Source organism: Streptomyces sp. NPDC058145 (assembly GCF_042884245.1).
Classification (GTDB): Bacteria; Actinomycetota; Actinomycetes; order Streptomycetales; family Streptomycetaceae; genus Streptomyces.
In genome coordinates this window covers 94,373-113,794 of sequence record NZ_JBHVUH010000012.1, presented here as the reverse complement: position 1 = coordinate 113,794, position 19,422 = coordinate 94,373, and the positions used below count along the sequence as shown (strand labels likewise).

Sequence of the window (19,422 nt, the reverse complement as noted above, 5' to 3'; positions counted from 1 at the left end):
GCCCCCTGTACGGATGGGGACCGCCCGGCCCGGTGACCCCGTCGTCCTGTGACGGGGCCGTGCACGCGGAGCGCCGGCGGGGACTTATTCGAGCAGCTCCGCGTACGAGCCCATGGCCAGGGCGATGTCCGCCTCGGCCCAGAAACGGTGGTACGTGAAGACGGGCGCGGCGCCGCCCTTGAGGTAGGCCTCGATCTTCGACCAGGCCGGGTCGTTCTTGTAGAAGGACCGGATCGAGGAGAACGTCGAGGACGAGTTGACGGTGTCGCCGTTCGGCATCTTGCCGCTCCAGCCGCTCGGCACGTACACGCTGTCGTTGAACCGGCTGTAGTCGCTGCGGGTCTCGGGGACGGCGATGCCGAGGCTGTCCTGGTAGTTGCTCCACATGCCGTCCAGCAGCGCCTTCGCCGTCGACTTCGCCGCCGTGTCACCGGACTTGGCGGCGTAGTACGTGAGCGTCTTGGCGTACGCGGCCGCCACGCCGACGTCGTCGGTGTAGTCGGCGACCGTCACATGGAGTCCGCTGTTGGTACCGGGGCTCGACGCGTTCCAGGTGTCGGGTTGGCCGGTCCACTGGAGGGTGGAGGGAATCCGGTAGGTGCCGTCCGGGTTGACCGTGGTCTTGGACAGCGCCCACTTGACCCACTTGTCGAGGACCGCCTTGGCCCCCGCGTTGCCGGTCTGCTGGTAGTACTCGGCGACCCGCTCCATCGACCACGCCTGGAACCCGAACCACTGGTTGGACGGCGGGTCGTGGTAGACCGGCTGCCAGTCGTAGTACATGCCGTAGAACGTCGGCGTGCCCGCCGGAGGCGTGGCGTACCGGCCCTGCCAGCTGTTGGTCGCGCCGCCCGCGATCGCGCCCTCGGACGACTGCAGCCACTGGTAGAACTCGAGCTGGCGGGTGAGCGACTTGCCCCAGTCGGCCGCGCCCGTCGCAGACTTCGGCTTCAGATCGGCGTTGTTGCTCAGCGCGTACGCGGCGAGCGGGTTCTGGTAGCCGCCGTGCACATGGCTGGAGCCGATCCGCCAGGCCCAGCCCGCGCTGGTGTCGGCGGCGCCGCCCCAGGCGTAGTACCAGGAGAGCAGGTAGTGCGAGGCGTCCTTGCCGGTGCCGGCCGCGCAGGCGGACGGACCGACACAGTTGCCGATCTTCTTGAAGTACTTGTCGTACATCGCGTACCGCAGGTAGTCGCCCATCTTCGCGGCCTTGGAGACGGTCGCGGAGACGTCACCGCCCTTGCCCTGCGCCTTCGCCCACACGTCGGCCCAGTAGGCGGCCTGCACCGCGCGCGCGTCCGCGTCCGGGGCGTCCGTGTACTTCCACTGCTTGGCGTAGGAGGAGTCGCCGGTGAACAGGTCCAGATAGCCGTTGGTGCCGCCGTACTTGAAGGCGTCACAGGTCGGCTGCGGGACCGTCTCCCAGACGGACTCCTGGGGGCCGCGCTGGAAGGTGTTGATGTACGACGGTCCGGTGGCCGTCGGTCCGGCCTCGCACTTGCCGGGCTCGTCGCCGTAGCCGTAGACGTTGTCGACGTCCTGGATCCAGTGCATGCCGTAGACGTCGTCCGTGCCGTACGCGCTCTTCAGTTCACCGGCGATCGGGTCCGGGCCCACCGACACGCCCGTGTCGAGCTTCGCCGGGTACTCGTTCGGGGTGTCCTGTTCGGGCGCGTACGTGGCCGGCTTCGAGGCGTTGTAGAAGGAGTTCGTCGGCTGGTCGGCGTGCGTGGGGATCATGTACTTCTCCATGATCTCCCAGGCGCCGTTGAACTTGGACCAGTCGCCGGTCACCTTCCCGTACATCGCCTGCAGCCAGAGAAGATAACTGTAGGCCTCGGACGTGGTCTCGTGACCGTGGTCGGGCGCCTCGACGATCAGTGTCTCCACCGAATGGTACGGAATGCCCTCGGGGGAGAAGTAGCCGTTCGCCGGGTTGGTGATCTTCCCGTACAGGTCCAGGAACCGTGCGTCGTACGCCTTCGACGCGGCCAGCTCCGTCACCGTGACCGTCGCCTTGGTGTGGCCGGTCGCCGAGGCGGTGAAGGTGGCGCCGCCGGTGCCGGAGGAGTCGGCGGTGATGGTCACCTTCTGCGCCGTGTTCCAGTTGGACGGCGTGAAGGTCAGCGAGGAGCCGCCGGTCACCGACAGACCCGTGTTGCCGTCCGTACGGGCGACGCCCACCGTCACGTTCGCGCTCGGCTGCGTGGAGAGCTTCACGTCGAAGGTGCCGGACTTGCCCTGCTGGACACCGAGCTGGGTGGGCGAGGCGACGACCGCCGGGCCCGAGGCGACCGTGATGCCGACCGGCGTGGACTCGGCGGAGGCGCCGAGGCTGTCGTACGCCTTCGCCACCAGTGAATGACTGCCCACGGTCAAGCTTGAGGCCGAGAGCGAGTACGGCGCGCTGGTGTCCGTGCCCAGCAGCGTGGTGTCGTCGTAGAACTCCACCTTGGCCATCGTCGCGTTGTCGGCCGCCGCCGCGGTCGCGGCGAGCGGCACCGCGTCCCCTTGCGAGTAGGTCGCGCCCGCGGTGGGGCTGGTCAGCACGGTGACCGGCGGCTGGTGGGCGCCGGCGCAGGTCGTGCCGTTGACCGCGAAGGAGGTCGGCGCCGTGTTGGTCCCGCTGTACGTGAACTGGGCGCCCGTGGAGACCGCGGCCCCGGCGGCGATGGTGCCGTTGTACGAGGCGTTCTTCACGGTGACCGTCTGACCGGACTGGGACCAGCTGCCGTTCCAGCCGTTGCTCAGCTTCTGGTTGCCCGAGTAGCCGTAGGTCAGGGTCCAGCCGTCGATCGCGGCCGTGCCGCGGTTGGTGAGGGTGAGGTCGGCCGTGAAACCGGAGCCCCAGTCGTTGGTCTTGTAGTCGACGCCGCACTGGACGCCCGCCGCGTGCGCGGCTGTGGTGCCGGTGGCGAGCGTCGTCAGGGGCAGGGCGAGCGCCGCGAGGGCGGCGGTCCACCATCGCCGCGCGGCTCTGCGTCTGCGTCCGGGATCCATGGTGCTGGTTCCTCCTTGGGGCTTGCGGCTCGAGGGGGGATGTCAAGGCTTGAACCAGTGGGAGCGCTCCCATAGTGAGGACGACCCCGTGAGCGGTCAAGGTGCTTGAAGAGTCGAAATGATTCGACAGGCCCTCTCCCGCAAAAATTCTTCAACTCCCCTGTGCAATCACGTCACTTGCCGCTACCTTCCTTCGCACCAGTGGGAGCGATTCCATTCAGTCGACGCGTCTGTCACGGCGCGCCAAACTGCAAGGAGTCGCTCATGCGACACCCCCCGCGTTCAGTACTTTTAGCCGTCGCCGGTGCGACCGCGCTGCTCGGCAGCGTGCTCGTCCCGGTGGTCACGGCCGAGGGAGCCACACCCGCCTGCACGGTGGAGTACGCCGTCACCGGCCAGTGGGACAACGGCTTCCAGGGCTCCGTGAAGATCACCAACAACCAGGCCGCGATGAGCAGTTGGAAGCTCACTTTCGACTTCGCGGCCGGCCAGAGGGTCACCCAGGGCTGGAACGCCAAATGGTCCCAGTCCGGCACCACCGTGACCGCGTCCAACGAGAGCTGGAACGGCGGCCTCGGCTCCGGCGCGAGCGTCAGCGCCGGCTTCCTCGCCTCCTGGTCCGGCGGCAACGCCGTGCCGACGGCTTTCAAGCTCAACGGCACCACCTGCAACGTGGACTCCGAACCGACGACACCCCCGCCGACCGATCCGCCCCCGACCGACCCACCGCCGTCCGACGGCACCGCGCCCGCCCTGCACGTCTCGGGCACCAGGCTGGTGGACGCGGCCGGCAAGACCCGCAGGCTGCTCGGCGTGAACCGCTCCGGCGGCGAGTTCATGTGCGTGCAGGGCTACGGCATCTGGGACGGCCCGGTGGACGACGCGGCGATCAAGGCGATCGCCGACTGGAAGGCCAACGCGGTCCGGATCCCGCTCAACGAGGAGTGCTGGCTGGGCCTTTCCAACGTCAAGCCCGAGTACGGCGGCGCCAACTACATCAACGCCGTCAAGGACCTGGTGGCCCGCGTCGAGGCGCACGGCCTGACGCCGATCATCGAGATGCACTGGTCCTACGGCCAGTACACCGGCAACTCGGCAGGCTGCTCCGACGTGCACGCCACCTGCCAGAAGCCGATGCCCGACATGAGTTACGCGCCGTCCTTCTGGGCGTCCGTCGCCAGTACCTTCAAGGACGACAAGGCGGCCGTGTTCGACCTGTTCAACGAGCCGTATCCGGACCGGGCGACCTCCAGCACCACGGACGCCTGGAAGTGCTGGCGGGACGGCGGCACCTGCCCCGGCATCTCCTACGAGGTGGCCGGCATGCAGGACATGGTGGACAGCATCCGGGGCGCCGGCGCGAAGAACGTCATCATGGCCGGCGGGCTCGCCTACTCCAACGACCTCAGCCAGTGGCTGACGTACAAGCCCGACGACCCGGCGGGCAATCTCGCCGCCGCGTACCACGTGTACAACTTCAACACCTGTGCGAGCGAGAGCTGCTGGAACTCCACCCTCGCCCCGGTCGCGGCCCAGGTGCCGCTGATCGCCGGTGAGATCGGGGAGAACACCTGCTCGCACGGGTTCACCGACCAGGTCGTGAAGTGGTTCGACGACCGGAACCTGTCCTACCTCGGCTGGACCTGGAACACCTGGGACTGCTCCTCCGGGCCGTCCCTGATCTCCAGCTACGACGGCACACCCACCGCGTACGGCGCCGGCCTGCGCGACCACCTGCGCGCCCTCAACCCGTAACGGCACCACGGAAGAAGGAACCCGCACTCATGAGTCCTACCAGAACCTCGCTGCTCGCCGCCCTGGCGCTGGTCGCCGGCGCCTCCGGGACGGCGCTCGTCGCCGGACCGGCCGGCGCCGCGGCCACCTCGGTCCCGTGCACCGTCGCCTACCAGATACAGAACCAGTGGGACACCGGCTTCACCGCCAACGTCACCGTCACCAACAACGGGGCCGCCAAGTCGGGCTGGTCGGTGAAATGGTCGTACGCCGGCAACCAGAAGGTCACCAGTGCGTGGAACGCGAAGGTCACCCAGAGCGGTGCCGCCGTCACCGCCGCCAATGAGAGCTACAACGGTGCGCTCGTCAACGGCGGTTCCGTCAGCTTCGGCTTCCAGGGCACCTACAGCGGCACCAACGCCGTGCCGGCGACCTTCACTCTCGACGGGGTCACCTGCAACGTCGACGACGGCGGCAGCTCGGGTGGCGGAACCGGCGGCGACACCGGCGGGGGCACGGGTGGCGACACAGGAGGTGGCACCGGCGGCGACACGGGCGGCGGCACCGGCAGCCGCGTCGACAACCCCTACACCGGGGCCAAGGTGTACGTGAACCCCGAGTGGTCGGCCCTCGCCGCCGCCGAACCGGGCGGCAGCCGCATCTCCAACCAGCCCACCGCCGTCTGGCTGGACCGGATCGCCGCCATCAACGGGGTGAACGGCGGCATGGGCCTGCGCGCCCACCTGGACGCGGCCCTGCAGCAGAAGGGCTCCGGCGACCTCGTCGTGCAGCTGGTCATCTACGACCTGCCGGGCCGTGACTGCTCCGCCCTGGCCTCCAACGGTGAACTCGGGCCGAACGACCTCGACAAGTACAAGAGCCAGTACATCGACCCGATCGCCTCCATCCTGTCCGACTCGAAGTACGCGGGCCTGCGGATCGCCACGGTCATCGAGCCCGACTCGCTGCCCAACCTGGTCACCAACGCGGGGGGTACCGCGGGCAGCACCGACGCCTGCGCGACCATGAAGGCCAACGGCAACTACGAGAAGGGCGTCAGCTACGCCCTCGACAAGCTGGGCGCCATCGCGAACGTCTACAACTACATCGACGCCGGCCACCACGCCTGGCTCGGCTGGGACTCCAACCTCGGTCCCACGGTCCAGGAGTTCTACAAGGTCGCCACCAGCAACGGCGCCGGCGTGAACGACGTGGCCGGGTTCATCGTCAACACCGCCAACTACAGCGCCACCAAGGAGCCGTACTTCAAGGTCACCGACTCGGTGAACGGCCAGACCGTGCGCCAGTCGAAGTGGGTGGACTGGAACCAGTACGTCGACGAGCAGTCGTTCGCGCAGGCGCTGCGGGACAAGCTGGTCGCGTCCGGGTTCAACTCCGGCCTCGGTATGCTGATCGACACCTCACGCAACGGCTGGGGCGGCACCGCCCGGCCCACCAAGTCCGGCCCGCTGACCTCCGTGGACGACTACGTCAACGGCAGCCGGATCGACCGGCGCATCCACGCCGGCAACTGGTGCAACCAGAGCGGGGCAGGACTCGGCGAGCGGCCCACCGCGGCTCCTGCCGCCGGCATCGACGCCTACGTCTGGGTCAAGCCGCCGGGGGAGTCCGACGGCGCCAGCTCCGCCGTCAGCAACGACGAGGGCAAGGGCTTCGACCGCATGTGCGACCCGACGTACGGCGGCAACGCCCGCAACGGCAACAACCCCTCCGGCGCCCTGCCGAACGCGCCGCTGGCCGGGCACTGGTTCTCCGCCCAGTTCCAGCAGCTGATGCAGAACGCCTACCCGCCGCTTCCCTGACCGGCTGAGCGTCCGCCGGGGCGCGGCCCTCACCGGCCGCCCCCCGGCGGATCCCTTTTTGCGGCACCGGCAACAGAACTGGCCCCGGCCCCGCGTCCCGGCGCAGGCTGTCCGCATCCGGACGAGAGCGCCCAGGAGGCCGAACCCATGGCACACGAACACCACAGCCACCACCACCCGCACCAGGGCCACCACCACGGCGGCGACGTCGACTGGGGTGCGATGGCCGCGATGCTGGAGGCGGAGGCAGAGGTGTCCACACCGGCGTACTCCCGGGCCCTGGCCTGGCTGAGCAAGGAGGTGACCGAACCCGGCCTGGTCGTCGACGCGGGCAGCGGGCCCGGGGTGCTCTCCGGCCTCTTCGCGGAGACCTTCCCCGGCGCCCGGGTGATCGCCGCCGACAGCTCCGAGCCGCTGCTGGAGCACGCCCGGGCCCGCGCCGCCCGCCTCGGCTACGGCGACCGCTTCGGCACCCTCGCCGGTGAACTGCCCGGCGTGCTGCGGGAGCTGGAATACCCGGCGGACCTGCTGTGGGCGAGCCGCAGTGTGCACCACCTCGGCGACCAGCGGGCCGCGCTCACCGCGTTCGCCGAACGGCTCGCGCCCGGCGGCACCCTGGCCATACTGGAGGGCGGCCTGGCCCCCCGCTACCTGCCCCGCGACATCGGCTTCGGCCGCCCCGGACTGCAGGCACGTCTCGACGCCGCGCAGGAGGACCGGTTCGCCCGGATGCGGGCCGAGCTGCCTGACGCGGTCGCCGAGACCGAGGACTGGCGCGCGCTGCTCGCCGCCGCCGGCCTGAAGCACACCGGCACCCGCAGTTTCCTGCTGGACCTGCCCGCCCCGGTCCCGGACCGGGTCCGCGCCCACGTCGTCGCCGTGCTGACCCGGACGCGGGACATCCACGCCGAGGCCCTCGACGCCGACGACCGTGCCACCCTCGACCGCCTCCTCGATCCGGCCGACGACCGCGGCGTCCACCATCGTCCGGACGTGTTCGTCCTGGCGGCTCACACGGTGCACCGCGCGGTCCGGCCGGTGTAGCCCGGCACTCCGCCCGGTCCGGCCGGTTCCCGGTGCGGGCACCGCACTCGGCCCCACCGCGGCCGGCCGGTCCCGGTGACGGGGCTTGACCTGGAGAGCACTCCAAGTGGTGGACTCCCCTCGTTCACCGACATCCCAGGGGGAAACCATGAACGACTCTCCGGTCGCGCTCATCACCGGCGGCGGCAGCGGCATCGGCGCCGCCGTGGCCCGGCAGTTGCTGGACGCCGGACACCGGGTCACCGTCACCGGGCGCGGCGAGCGGCGGCTGCGGGACTTCGCCGAAGGCCTGGGCAATCCCGCCGGGCTGCTGACGGTCGCCGGTGACGCGGCCTCCTACGACGACGTCCGAAACGCGGTCGACCGCACGCTCAAGGAGTACGGCCGGCTGGACACGGTCGTCTCCAACGCCGGCTTCGCCACCCATGACTCCGTCGCCGACGGCGACCCGGCCGGCTGGACCGAGATGGTCCTCACCAACGTGCTCGGCCCCGCCCTCCTCATCCGTGCCTCCGTCGACGCGCTGAAGGAGACCGGGGGCCGGATCGTCCTCGTCGGCAGCGTCGCCGGTTTCGTGCCCACGCCCGGCAACCTCTACGGCGCCACCAAGTGGGCGGTCACCGGGCTCGCCGAGAACACCCGGCGCCAGGTCACGGAGTTCGGCATCGGGGTCACGCTGGTCGCCCCCGGCCGGGTCGAGACGCCCTTCTGGGACAGCTACGGCAGCCTGCCCCCGGGTCGTCTGCTGACCGCGGAGCAGATGGCCGGCTCCATCGTCTGGGCGATCCGGCAGCCGGCCGGGGTCGACGTCAACACCGTCGTCGTACGTCCACTGGGTCAGCCCAACTGACGTGCAGTGAGGGTCAGTTGTTCTGCAGGAACTGCTTGGCCAACTGGTCCCCGAGGGAGACGGCCGCGCTGTGGCTCTCGATGGGGGAGACCTTGGAGTCCTTGAACAGGATGTACGTCACGCCGGAGTCGACCCCGCCGGTGGCCGGGTCGGGGTCGATGCCGAGCGCCTGGGCGGTGGCGTACGAGGCCTCGCCGATGATCGCGGTGGGGCCGGTGTCCCCGACGACGGCGTACTCGACCTTGCCGTTGTAGATGACGGCGACCACGCCGCCGCCCTTGATGCCGGCGCCGGAGTAGTTCCAGATGCCGCTGGAGCTGGGGACGACCACATAGGGCAGGGACTCGGCCTTCAGTGGCTTGCCGTCGGACTGGTGGAACGCGGTGTCGTCCTGGTACCAGGGGTCGCGGTCCTCGTTGCAGTCGGTGGTCCGCTGGCCGTCGCAGTCGATGTCCATGTCGGCCTTCCAGAACACCGCGCCGTTCTTGCCGCAGACGGGGACCGTCGCCGAGCTCTCCTCGTCGGTCCGGTACTTGCCGTTCGAGATCTGGGAACAGGACGTCACCCTGGCGAGCAGGTCGGCCGCGCTGACCGTGCCCTCCTGGACGGAGGCGGGCGGGGCGCCGGGGGTCGTGCCGGACGGGTCGTCAGGGAGGGGGCCGGAGGCGTGGGCGGGCAGCACTCCGGCGGCGAGGAGAGCGGCCCCGGAGGCCGCGACGAGGGTCAGTGAACGCAGGCGCACTGTGGGGGGACCCTTCTGTTAGGAAAGTTTCCTTACCAGGTGCGTTACAAGGTGGCGCATGCGCATGCCCTCGTCAAGCTCCTGTGCGAGGGTCGGCGATGTGTTCGGTTTTGCGGGGCTTTGACTCACACGGAAGACTGGTCATGTCGAGGCGAGAGGCCAGAGGGTACGCGGAGGCGAGATGTCATGTTCGTGCGCACCGTCTACGTGACCGGCGACCCAGCGAAGATCGACACGGCGGTCCGGGCCCTGAACACCGAGGGGCGCGAACTGCTCGAGGAACGCCCCGGCTACCTCGGGGCCGGCGTCTTCACCGACCACGAACTGGGCAAGCTGCTGGCGGTGAGCTGGTGGGCCTCCGAGGAGGCGCGCAGCAACAGCGACACCGTGATGAGGCAGCACAGGGAAGCGCTGCTGGAGCCGTTCGCGGGCACCCTGGCGGTGGAGAACCTCGAGGCGGCCGTCCACCGCTCGCTGCAGGTGCCGCGCATGGGCGGCGGACTGCGTGTGTCCCGGGTGGAGTTCGATCCCGCGGACGCCGGCCTGTTCGTGGACACCTTCCGGTCGACCGTCCTCCCGCGCCTGGAGACCCTGCCGGGCCTCGCCCGGGCCGCTCTGCTCATCGACCGGGAGCGCGGCCGTGGCCAGGTCGGCACCCTCTTCGTCGACCGCGCGTCGATGGCCGCCTCCCGGGCCGGTCAGGCGGCGGCCCGCCATGAGGGCGTGGCGAAGGCGCGGGTGAGCGTCGTGAGCCTGGAGGAGTTCGAGGTCGTGCACGCGGACGTGCGCCTCGGCTGAGTCCGCGGGACGGGAGACGGCCGTCCGCCCCGCCCGCGCGGCGGTGCGGACGGCCGTTCACCGTGCGGGTGTCAGCCCAGGTCGAAGGTGGCCGGGTCCGGGCCGAGGCGCCGGTCCTCGTTCAGGGCGCCGATGGCCGCGAGGTCCTCGTCGTCCAGGCTGAAGTCGAACACCTGGATGTTCTCCTTGATCCGCGACGGCGTCACGGACTTCGGGATCACGACGTTGCCGAGCTGGACGTGCCAGCGCAGCACGACCTGCGCCGGAGTACGGCCGTGCTTCCGCGCGATGGCGACGATCGCCGGCACCTCCAGCAGGCCCTTGCCCTGGCCGAGCGGCGACCAGGCCTCGGTGGCGATGCCCTGCTCCGCGTGGATCTCGCGGGCCTGGTGCTGCTGCAGGTGCGGGTGCAGCTCGATCTGGTTGACCGCCGGGACGACCGAGGTCTCCGCGATGAGCCGGCGCAGGTGCTCGGGAAGGAAGTTGGAGACGCCGATCGCCTTCACCCGGCCGTCGGCGTACAGCTTCTCGAACGCCTTGTAGGTGTCGATGTAGGTGTCCCGGGACGGCAGCGGCCAGTGGATGAGGTACAGGTCCAGATAGTCGAGACCCAGCTTCTCCAGCGACGTGTCGAACGCGCGCAGCGTGGAGTCGTATCCCTGGTCGCTGTTCCAGAGCTTGGTGGTGACGAAGATGTCCTCGCGGGGCAGGCCGGAGGCGGCGATGGCCTTGCCGGTGCCCTCTTCGTTGCCGTAGATCGCCGCTGTGTCGATGCTGCGGTACCCGGCCTCGAGCGCCGTGGCGACGGCCTGCTCGGCCTCGTCGTCCGGCACCTGCCAGACGCCGAAGCCCAGCTGGGGCATCTCGACGCCGTTGTTGAGGATGATCGGGGTGACCTTGCTGCTCACGAGCTCGTTGATCCTTCGGTTGTCGACAGGTGGTACTCCTGATCGTCAACGATCACGGGCCCCGATGCATTCCTGACGGCGCGATCCGCGCCGGGAAATCCCGGCCGGCGCCGCCGGCCCGCGGCACCTCAGGCCTGGTACAGCGCCTCGACCTCGCTCACGTACGCCTTCTCGATGGCCTTGCGCTTCAGCTTCAGTGACGGGGTCAGCAGGCCGTGCTCCTCGGTGAACGGCTGCGCCAGGATGCGGAAGGTACGGATCGACTCGGCTTGGGAGACCAGGGTGTTGGCGGCGACGACCGCCCGCCGCACCTCCGTCTCCAGATCCGGGTCGCGCACCAGCTGCGCGGGACTGAGCCGGGGCTTGCCGCGCATCTGCAGCCAGTGCTCGACGGCCTCCTGGTCGAGGGTGACCAGGGCGGCGATGTACGGCCGGTCGTTGCCGACGACGATGCACTGGTTGATCAGCGGATGCTCGCGCACCCGCTCCTCCAGCACCCCCGGGGAGACGCTCTTGCCGCCGGAGGTCACCAGGATCTCCTTCTTGCGGCCGGTGATCGTCAGATAGCCGTCCTCGTCCAGGGCGCCGAGGTCACCGGTGGCGAGCCAGCCGTCGTGCAGGGTCCCGTCGGTGGCCTTCTGGTTGTTGAGGTAGCCCTGGAACACGTTGCCGCCGTGCAGCCAGATTTCGCCGTCGTCGGCGATGTGCACGGTGACACCCGGGATGGGCTGCCCCACGGTGCCGTAGCGGGTGCGCTCGGGCGGGTTGGCGGTGGCGGCCGCCGAGGACTCGGTCAGGCCGTACCCCTCGTAGATCTGCACCCCGGCGCCGGCGAAGAACAGGCCGAGCCGGCGGTCCATCGCGGAGCCGCCGGACATCGCGTTCCGGATGCGGCCGCCCATCGCCGCACGCACCTTGGAGTACACGAGCTTGTCGAAGAGCTGGTGCTGCATCCGCAGACCGGCCGACGGGCCGGGGCCGGTGCCCCACGCCTTGGCCTCGACGGCGTCCGCGTACTTCACCGCGATGTCGACGGCCTTCTCGAAGGGCCCGTTCCGGCCCTCCTTCTCCGCCTTGCGCCGGGCCGCGTTGAACACCTTCTCGAAGATGTACGGCACCGCGAGGATGAAGGTCGGCCGGAAGGCCTGCAGATCGGGCAGCAGGGCGGCCGCGTGCAGCTGCGGCTGGTGGCCGAGACGGACCCCGCCGCGGATCGTGGCGACCTCGACCATCCGGCCGAAGACGTGCGCGAGCGGCAGGAACAGCAGGGTGGAGGCCTCGTCGCCCTTCTTGGTGTGGAACACCGGCTCCCAGCGCCGGATGACGGTGTCCGCCTCGAACATGAGGTTGCCGTGGGACAGCACACAGCCCTTGGGGCGGCCGGTCGTGCCCGAGGTGTAGATGATCGTCGCGACCGATTCCGGGGTGATCGCCTGCCGGTGCCGGTGCACCACCTCGTCGTCCAGGTACGCGCCGGCGTCGTAGAGCTCCTGCACACAGCCCGAGTCGAGCTGCCACAGCTCGCGCAGCCGCGGCAGCCGGTCGATCACGGTGGCGATGGTCATCGCGTGGTCCTCGTGCTCCACGATCGCCGCCGTCACCTCGGCGTCGTACAGCATCCAGAAGCACTGCTCCGCCGAGGACGTCGGATAGACGGGGACCACCTGTGCGCCGATCGTCCACAGCGCGAAGTCGAACAGGGTCCACTCGTAGCGCGTGCGGGACATGAGGGCGACCCGGTCGCCGAACCGGATGCCCCGGGCTAGCAGGCCCTTGGCCAGGGCGAGGATCTCGTCCCGGAACTCGGCGGAGGTCACGTCCCGCCACTGCCCGGACTCGTCCTTGCGGCCCAGCGCCACGCGCAGGGGGTCCGTCCGGGCATGCTCGAAGACGGCGTCGGCCAGTCCGCCCACCGGCGGCGCCGACGTCAATGGAGGGGTGGTGAACTCGTGCAATCCCTCGCTCCCCGTCCTCGCTTTTCGGTCACGCTCGCGATGCTCCGCACAGCGCGGTGAAAGCTACCCCACCTGTCAGGCGGGCGGGAGGGGTGAGGAAATCGAGCAAACCTCGCCTTCCTACCCGCCGACGAGCGGGAAATGCCCTCACATGGGTAAGGGCCGGACACAATACTGACGGGTCAGTAACTTTCGCTACCGTAATCTCCACCGAATCTGTACGACGCGCTTACTGCTCGCCGACCTGGCCACAGGGCCGGGGGAGCGCGGCCCGCCGACGTCTGCCTACCGCCCGGCCGCTGCCGGTGGCCGACAAGTCAGCGCCCGTCACGCTGACGGCCGTGCAGCCGGTCGCCGCCCGTCAGGATCGCCGCCGCCAGCGCGTTCGCGGCGGCGTCCGCGGCGCCCCGGCGTCTGCCGTGCACCAGGACGAAGTCGACCTTGCCCAGTTCCGGCAGGGCGGGGCGCTCCGGCAGCCGGAACAGGCCCGGCGGGATCAGGCGCCTGGAGTGGGCCATGACGCCCAGCCCGGCGCGGGCCGCGGCGACGAGACCGTTGAGGCTGCCGCTGGTGCACACGATCCGCCACTCGCGGCCCTGGGCCTCCAGCGCCTCCAGGGCGCGGGCCCGGGTGATGCCCGGTGGGGGATACACGATGAGCGGGACCGGGCGGTCCGGATCCAGGCGCAGGTTCTCGGAGCCGATCCACACCAGGTCGTCGCGCCACACCAGCTCGCCGCGCGGATCCTCGGCCCGCCGCTTGGCCAGCACCAGGTCCAGCTTGCCCGCCGCGAGACGCTCGTGCAGGGTGCCGGACAGCTCCACGGTCAGCTCCAGGTCGACCTCGGGATGGTCGTGGCGGAAGCCCTCCAGGATCTCCGGCAGCCGGGTGAGCACGAAGTCCTCCGAGGCACCGAAGCGCAGCCGCCCGCGCACCCGGGTGCCGGTGAAGAACGCCGTCGCCTGCTCGTGCACCTCCAGCAGCCGGCGCGCGAAGCCCAGCATGGCCTCGCCGTCCTCGGTCAGCTCCACCGAGTGCGTGTCCCGGGCGAAGAGCTGACGGCCGGTGGCTTCCTCCAGTCGCCGCACGTGCTGGCTGACCGTCGACTGGCGCAGCCCCAGACGGCGGGCGGCCTGCGTGAAGCTCAGCGTCTGCGCCACCGCCAGGAAGGTGCGCAGCTGAGTGGGGTCGTACACACCGGCAGCCTACCGTGGTCATCGCGGAACATGATGACAGTCAGAGTGGTATGCCGGATTCCCGATCGGCGTGTCGAGGAGGACGATGGAGAGGGGCCCTCCGGGCCCGTGGACGTACCCGACGAACAGCGAGTGGAGCACCGTGAAACGCCCGCACTGGCCGAGCTGGATGCCGATCGACCCGTACATCGTGCTGCTGATCGGCACGGTGGGGCTCGCGGCGCTCCTCCCGGCCCACGGCACCGGAGCGGACGTCGCCTCCGGGGCGTCCACGGCGGCGATCGCCTTCCTGTTCTTCCTCTACGGGGCCCGGCTCTCCACCCGCGAGGCGCTGGACGGCCTGCGCCACTGGCGTCTGCACGGCACCGTGCTGGCCTGCACCTTCGTGGTCTTCCCGGTGCTGGGCCTGGCCGCCCGCGGACTGGTCCCGGTGCTGCTGACCCAGCCGCTGTACCAGGGGCTGCTGTTCCTGACGCTGGTGCCGTCCACGATCCAGTCGTCGATCGCGTTCACCTCGATCGCCCGCGGCAACGTGCCCGCCGCCATCTGCGCCGGCTCGTTCTCCTCCCTGGTCGGCATCGTCGCGACCCCGCTGCTGGCGGCCGCCCTGCTGGGCAGCGGCGGCGGCGGGTTCTCCGCCGACTCGCTGGTGAAGATCGTGCTGCAACTGCTGGTGCCGTTCGTCGCGGGACAGGTGTTGCGCCGATGGATCGGCGGCTTCGTCGCCCGGCACAAGAAGGTCCTCGGGCTGGTCGACCGCGGCTCGATCCTGCTGGTCGTCTACACCGCGTTCAGCGAGGGCATGACGCAGGGCATCTGGCACCAGGTCAGCGCCGTCCGGCTGGGAGCGCTGCTCGCCGTCGAGGGCGTGCTCCTGGCCGTGATGCTGCTGCTGACCTGGCACGGCGCCCGGGCGCTCGGTTTCGGCCGGGCGGACCGGATCGCGATCCAGTTCGCCGGGTCGAAGAAGTCCCTCGCCGCCGGTCTGCCCATGGCGAGCGTCCTGTTCGGCGCCCACGCCTCCCTGGCCGTGCTGCCACTGATGCTCTTCCACCAGATGCAGCTCATGGTGTGCGCGGTCATCGCCAAGCGGCGCGCCCACGACCCGGAGGCCGCCGCGGCACCGGCCGGGCCGGCCGCGGCGTCACGCACCGCGGTCGGCACCGGCTCCCGCTGAGGCCCCCCGGTCGATCGCCGGCCGCCGCTCCCGGGTCCGTCACCGCCGCCGCTCCCGGGTCCGTCACCGGCCGCCGATCCGGTGCCCGTGGTCAGCCGTGGGCCCGGTGCCCGTCGTCAGCCGCCGACCCGGTCCAGCGGCAGCCACAGCACGGTGTCCTTCGGGGACCGCAGCACCTTCGGATCGGACAGCTCCGGGTCGGACAGGGCGCGGTCCCAGACGCGCACCTCGTCGATCGCGCCGGTGAAGTGGGCGCGGCTGTCCATGCGCTCGCCGATGTGCACTCCGAAGGGGGAGTTGCGGCTGACCGAGCCCGGCATGTCGGCGGCGGCCGCCTCCGTACCGTCGACGGACAGCGACAGCCGGCCGTCGCCCCGGCGCAGCACCGCGTGGTGCCACTCGCCGTCGTTGTACGCGGTCGCGGTGCGCACGTACGCGGTGCGCGGCGCCACCGCGCCGTCCCGCACCGTGATGAGGCCCTGCACCCGGTCGTTCGCCGGCTCGCCGCGCAGCCACACCTGAGGCTGGCTCGTGCCGATGCCGCCCATCCACAGCAGCGGCTGCTCCCCGGCGGCCGCCGTGTAGCGGAACCACAGCGACGCGGTGAAGTCCCCGGCGCCGAGAGGGAGCCCGGTACGGAAGGGCAGGCGTACGGCGTCGTCGGTTCCGTCGAACCGGAGCGCGCCGCCCGACACGCCGTCCGTCCTCGCGGCGCCGCCGAGCACCGCCGCGGGGCGGGCGTGCGGGGCCAGGTCGACGGTGTGCGGATCGGGGCCTCGGCGCGGGGCGAGCCAGTCCTCGGTGAAGCGGGCGAAGCGGATCTCGTCGCGCGCGTCGGCCGCCCCGCCCTCGTACAGCAGGCCCACCGTGTCACGGTCGGCCCGCACCAGGTCCGAGTAGCCGGACCAGTCCGTGGTGACGACGGTGCCGCGGTCCACGCTGTCCCAGGTCCGGCCGCCGTCGTAGGAGGAACGGATCATCATCGTGCGGCGGCGGTCGGGGTCGGCGGGGCAGGAGAGCAGGAGGCGGCCCCCCAGGCGCAGTAGAGCGCCCTGCACCTGAGGCGTGTAGAGGTCCGGCAGGTCGTGGAAGGGCGCGGCGAAGCTGCCGCCGCCGTCCCGGCTGACGGCCTGGGTGCGGTGGCCGAGGTCGGTGCCGTCCTGTTCCCGGCCGCTGACCAGCACGGAGCCGTCCGCTCGCTCGGTGAGCGTGAGCTCGGAGGGTTTCTGCCGGAAGGTGCCGTCGGCGGCGATCGGCCAGGTGTCGGTGGCGCCGACGCGCCAGTGGCCGCCGTGGTCGTCGCTGACGACGAGCGCCGCGTGGTTGGCGGTGACCCGGCTGCCGTCCCAGGTCTCGGTGTTGACGCCGAACACCAGCCGGCCGGCGTACCGGCCGCGGGTCAGCTGGATGCCGTGCACGGGCCCCGTCGCGTACCAGGAGTTCCAGTCGGCGGGCAGGATCTCGGGACTCAGGTCACGCGGCTCGGACCAGGTCAGGCCGTCGTCGTCGCTGTACTGCAGGTGCGGGGTGCGGTCGCAGGGCACGGCGCAGCCGGCGCTGTCGGCGCGGCCGGTGTTGTACGTCTCCGCGAGCCAGACGCGCCCGGTGTCCCGGTCCACGACCGGCGCCGGGTTGCCGTGGGTGTCGCCGGCGCCCTCGTTGACCACCCGCAGCGGGCCCCAGGTGCGGCCGCCGTCGGTGGAACGCTTGAGCACGACGTCGATGTCGGCCGCGTCCCCGCAGTTGCGGACCCGGCCCTCGGCGAACGCCAGCAGCGAGCCGTCGGCGGTCCGCACGACCGCCGGGATGCGGAAGCAGGCGTAACCGGGGTCCTGGGCGGCCTTGAAGAGGATCCGCTGCTCGAACTCCGTCGGCTCGCCGACGGGGTGGGCGTGTGCCGGGTGGGGGTGGGTGAGCGGCATCACGAGCAGCGCGGCCGTGGTGACGGCGGTGGTCAGTACGGATCCGGGACGGGCGCGGGGTGCGGCTCGCAGACGGGCGCGAAGTACCGATCTGAGACGGACGCGGAGACCTGACGGCATGGTGGGGCCTGCCCTTCGTCGGGCGGACATTCGGACATCCGGACATCCCATGTCCAACGTGCGCCTTATCGAAGGTAGTTGGGGCCCCCGCGCCCCACAAGAAGCGCGCGCGACCGGAAGTCCGCCGCGCCGCTACGGCCGCAGGACGACCTTGCCGAGGTTGGCCCGTGTCGCGATCGCCTCGTGTGCCTTCGCCGCGTCCTCCAGTGCGAACTCGCCGTGCACCGCGGGCTTCAGGGCGCCGTCGGAGAACAGCCGCCACAGCTCCTGCCGCCACCGCTCGTACAGCTCCGGCCGGCCGCGGGCGATCAGCGCCATCTGGAAGCCGATCACCGACTTGGCGCCGACCAGCAGGTCGTACGCCCGGATCGTGCCGCCGCCGGAGCTGTAGGCGACCAGCCGGCCGTGCGGGGCGAGCGCGGCGAGCGCGGGGGTGAGCAGGTCACCGCCGACCGCGTCCAGTACGCAGTCGTACGGCTCCCCCCACCGCTCGTCGCCGTACCGGACGCAGTCGTCCGCGCCGAGCGAGCGGACGAAGCCGGCCTTCCCCGGGGCGGAGACGGCGCCCACCACCCGCCGCGCACCCCGCGCCCGCGCCAGCCGCACCGCGAGCTGCCCGACCCCGCTCGCCGCGGCCGTGACCAGCACCGCCTCGCCGCGCACGGGCCCCGCCGCGTGCAGCGCGCCGAGGGCCACCAGCCCGCTGCGCACCAGCGCGACCGCGTCGACGCATGTCGCGCCGTCGGGGACCGGTGAGGTCATCGTCTCGTGCAGCAGGGCGAAGTCGGCGTAGCCATGGCCGAAGCACAGCCCGGTCACCCGGTCCCCGGCCCGGAAGCGCGTCACGCCCCGGCGATCTCACCGCCCAGCGGGACCGGCTCCGCGGCCTCGGTCACCTTGCGGACGACGGGCAGCGTGACACCGACCGCCTCGCAGCGCACCAGCAGTTCACCGGCGCCGGGCTCGGGAACGGCGGCTTCCTCCAGGAACAGCGGGCCGCCGGTGGACTCGTAGCGGACGCGACGCATCGCAGCCTCCAGACGCCGGACCACGCCCCGGCAGATCGTTGGGGACACCCATGATTTCGTTGGGAGCCCCAACGGTACTGGAAGATTCGTTGGGAAGTCCAAGGACTTATGGCTAGGCTGCCGTCATGGCCGAAGCACCCCTACCCGCCATCCGCGCCCTGCCCAGCTGGGTCCTCGGCCGGGCCGCCGCCCGTGGCCGCGCCCTGGTCGCCGACGCCCTCGCGGCCGAGGGCATGAAGATGTGGCACCACGTGGTCCTCTCCGCCGTCCGCGACCTGGCGCCCGTCGCCCAGGCCGACCTCGGCCGCGGGGTCGGCCTCGACGCCAAGGACCTGGTAGGCGTCCTCAACGACCTGCAGTCGGCCGGTTTCGTGCTGCGGGCCCCCGACCCGAAGGACCGGCGCAAGAACGCCGTGTCCCTCACCGAGGACGGAGCCCGTCTGCTCGTCCGCTGCGAGAAGGCGGCCCGCGAGGCCAACGACGAACTGCTCGCCCCGCTGTCGACGACTGAACGCGATCAGTTCATGGGCCTGTTGATCCGGATTTCCGGCACCGTCGGCTGACGGCGGTTAACGTTCCGTCATGACCGCAGCCCCCGCGCTCGACCCCCGGCGCACCGCCCTTGTCCTCGTCGACCTGATGGACCGCGTCGTCGCGCTGCCCCTGGAACCCCGCAAGGGCACCGAGGTGCTCACCACCGCCGAGGAGCTGGCCACCGCCTTCCGCGCGGCCGGGGCGCTCGTCGTACTGATCCGGGTCGAACGCCCCACGGTCGCCGAGCAGCCGCCCGGCAGCGGCCTGGTGGCCGGACTGCGCCGGGACGGTGACGTGGAGGTGGTCAAGCGCACCATCGGCGGCTTCCAGGGCACCGACCTCGACGAGCGGCTGCGCGAACGCGGCGTCCGCACCCTGGTGTTCGGCGGCATCGCCACCAACCTCGGTGTCGAGTCCACCGCCCGCGCCGCCGCCGACCTCGGCTACGACCTGGTCTTCGTCGAGGACGCCATGGCCGCGCTCACCGCCCCCGAGCACGAGGCGTCGGTCCGGCTCGACTTCCCGCGGCTGGGCACGGTGGTCAAGGCGCGGGACCTGCGTCCTACGCGCCGCTGAGCGGCCGGCCGATCG

The 19,422-nt window shown here is 71.1% G+C and carries 14 protein-coding genes and 1 pseudogene; 8 read left to right on the top strand and 7 right to left on the bottom strand.

Features of this window, described 5'->3' with window-relative positions; genetic code table 11:
• Positions 1-84: 84 nt before the first annotated feature.
• Positions 85-3,000, bottom strand: coding sequence for a glycoside hydrolase family 48 protein (locus ACFVVO_RS26610; RefSeq protein ID WP_390058112.1), 2,916 nt, complete (start codon positions 2,998-3,000; stop codon positions 85-87).
• A gap of 264 nt (positions 3,001-3,264) precedes the next feature.
• Here ACFVVO_RS26610 and ACFVVO_RS26605 point away from each other — a divergent pair, with 264 nt between their 5' ends.
• The 4 genes from ACFVVO_RS26605 (at position 3,265) to ACFVVO_RS26590 (ending at position 8,451) form a co-directional block, all read left to right on the top strand.
• Positions 3,265-4,755 (top strand): cellulase family glycosylhydrolase, encoded by a 1,491-nt coding sequence (locus ACFVVO_RS26605; protein ID WP_390058111.1) that lies wholly within the window; start codon positions 3,265-3,267, stop codon positions 4,753-4,755.
• A 29-nt stretch (positions 4,756-4,784) separates the two neighbouring features.
• Positions 4,785-6,557, top strand: coding sequence for a glycoside hydrolase family 6 protein (locus ACFVVO_RS26600; RefSeq protein WP_390058110.1), 1,773 nt, complete (start codon positions 4,785-4,787; stop codon positions 6,555-6,557).
• Positions 6,558-6,704: 147 nt separating this feature from the next.
• Positions 6,705-7,601, top strand: a complete 897-nt coding sequence (locus tag ACFVVO_RS26595) for a class I SAM-dependent methyltransferase (RefSeq protein WP_390058109.1) — start codon at positions 6,705-6,707, stop codon at positions 7,599-7,601.
• A 148-nt stretch (positions 7,602-7,749) separates the two neighbouring features.
• Positions 7,750-8,451, top strand: a complete 702-nt coding sequence (locus ACFVVO_RS26590) for an SDR family oxidoreductase (protein WP_390058108.1) — start codon at positions 7,750-7,752, stop codon at positions 8,449-8,451.
• Between the two features lie 13 nt (positions 8,452-8,464).
• Here the strand turns inward: ACFVVO_RS26590 and ACFVVO_RS26585 are convergent, their stop codons facing one another.
• A complete protein-coding gene (locus tag ACFVVO_RS26585) occupies positions 8,465-9,193 on the bottom strand; it encodes a glycoside hydrolase family 75 protein (RefSeq protein WP_390058107.1) in 729 nt (242 codons plus the stop codon).
• 186 nt (positions 9,194-9,379) lie between these two features.
• On the opposite strand from ACFVVO_RS26585, the gene ACFVVO_RS26580 reads away from it, so the two are divergent.
• Positions 9,380-9,991, top strand: a complete 612-nt coding sequence (locus ACFVVO_RS26580) for a hypothetical protein (protein WP_390058106.1) — start codon at positions 9,380-9,382, stop codon at positions 9,989-9,991.
• Between the two features lie 71 nt (positions 9,992-10,062).
• On the opposite strand, the gene ACFVVO_RS26575 is transcribed toward ACFVVO_RS26580, so the two are convergent.
• The 3 genes from ACFVVO_RS26575 to ACFVVO_RS26565 form a co-directional block, all read right to left on the bottom strand.
• Positions 10,063-10,899, bottom strand: a complete 837-nt coding sequence (locus ACFVVO_RS26575) for an aldo/keto reductase (protein ID WP_390058105.1) — start codon at positions 10,897-10,899, stop codon at positions 10,063-10,065.
• Positions 10,900-11,027: 128 nt separating this feature from the next.
• A complete protein-coding gene (locus ACFVVO_RS26570; RefSeq protein ID WP_390058104.1) occupies positions 11,028-12,854 on the bottom strand; it encodes an AMP-dependent synthetase/ligase in 1,827 nt (608 codons plus the stop codon).
• A gap of 317 nt (positions 12,855-13,171) precedes the next feature.
• Positions 13,172-14,050 (bottom strand): LysR substrate-binding domain-containing protein, encoded by an 879-nt coding sequence (locus ACFVVO_RS26565; RefSeq protein WP_390058103.1) that lies wholly within the window; start codon positions 14,048-14,050, stop codon positions 13,172-13,174.
• Positions 14,051-14,192: 142 nt separating this feature from the next.
• Between ACFVVO_RS26565 and ACFVVO_RS26560 the strand changes: the two genes are divergently transcribed.
• A complete protein-coding gene (locus tag ACFVVO_RS26560) occupies positions 14,193-15,227 on the top strand; it encodes a bile acid:sodium symporter family protein (RefSeq protein WP_390058276.1) in 1,035 nt (344 codons plus the stop codon).
• Positions 15,228-15,343: 116 nt separating this feature from the next.
• Here ACFVVO_RS26560 and ACFVVO_RS26555 read toward each other — a convergent pair whose 3' ends face one another.
• Entirely contained in the window at positions 15,344-17,269 is a 1,926-nt protein-coding gene (locus ACFVVO_RS26555) for an exo-alpha-sialidase (RefSeq protein WP_390058102.1), read from the bottom strand.
• Between the two features lie 132 nt (positions 17,270-17,401).
• A pseudogene (locus tag ACFVVO_RS26550) lies at positions 17,402-18,297 on the bottom strand (zinc-binding alcohol dehydrogenase family protein).
• Positions 18,298-18,422: 125 nt separating this feature from the next.
• Here ACFVVO_RS26550 and ACFVVO_RS26545 point away from each other — a divergent pair.
• Positions 18,423-18,860, top strand: coding sequence for a MarR family winged helix-turn-helix transcriptional regulator (locus tag ACFVVO_RS26545; RefSeq protein WP_390058101.1), 438 nt, complete (start codon positions 18,423-18,425; stop codon positions 18,858-18,860).
• Between the two features lie 19 nt (positions 18,861-18,879).
• Positions 18,880-19,407, top strand: coding sequence for an isochorismatase family protein (locus ACFVVO_RS26540; RefSeq protein ID WP_390058100.1), 528 nt, complete (start codon positions 18,880-18,882; stop codon positions 19,405-19,407).
• The last annotated feature ends 15 nt before the right edge of the window (positions 19,408-19,422 follow it).

Coding starts and splice junctions, on each gene's coding strand:
- ACFVVO_RS26590 (WP_390058108.1), top strand. CDS start 7,750: ATGAACGACTCTCCGGTCGCGCTCATCACCGGCGGCGGCAGCGGCATC.
- ACFVVO_RS26555 (WP_390058102.1), bottom strand. CDS start 17,269: ATGCCGTCAGGTCTCCGCGTCCGTCTCAGATCGGTACTTCGCGCCCGT.
- ACFVVO_RS26545 (WP_390058101.1), top strand. CDS start 18,423: ATGGCCGAAGCACCCCTACCCGCCATCCGCGCCCTGCCCAGCTGGGTC.
- ACFVVO_RS26600 (WP_390058110.1), top strand. CDS start 4,785: ATGAGTCCTACCAGAACCTCGCTGCTCGCCGCCCTGGCGCTGGTCGCC.
- ACFVVO_RS26605 (WP_390058111.1), top strand. CDS start 3,265: ATGCGACACCCCCCGCGTTCAGTACTTTTAGCCGTCGCCGGTGCGACC.
- ACFVVO_RS26540 (WP_390058100.1), top strand. CDS start 18,880: ATGACCGCAGCCCCCGCGCTCGACCCCCGGCGCACCGCCCTTGTCCTC.
- ACFVVO_RS26580 (WP_390058106.1), top strand. CDS start 9,380: ATGTTCGTGCGCACCGTCTACGTGACCGGCGACCCAGCGAAGATCGAC.
- ACFVVO_RS26610 (WP_390058112.1), bottom strand. CDS start 3,000: ATGGATCCCGGACGCAGACGCAGAGCCGCGCGGCGATGGTGGACCGCC.
- ACFVVO_RS26595 (WP_390058109.1), top strand. CDS start 6,705: ATGGCACACGAACACCACAGCCACCACCACCCGCACCAGGGCCACCAC.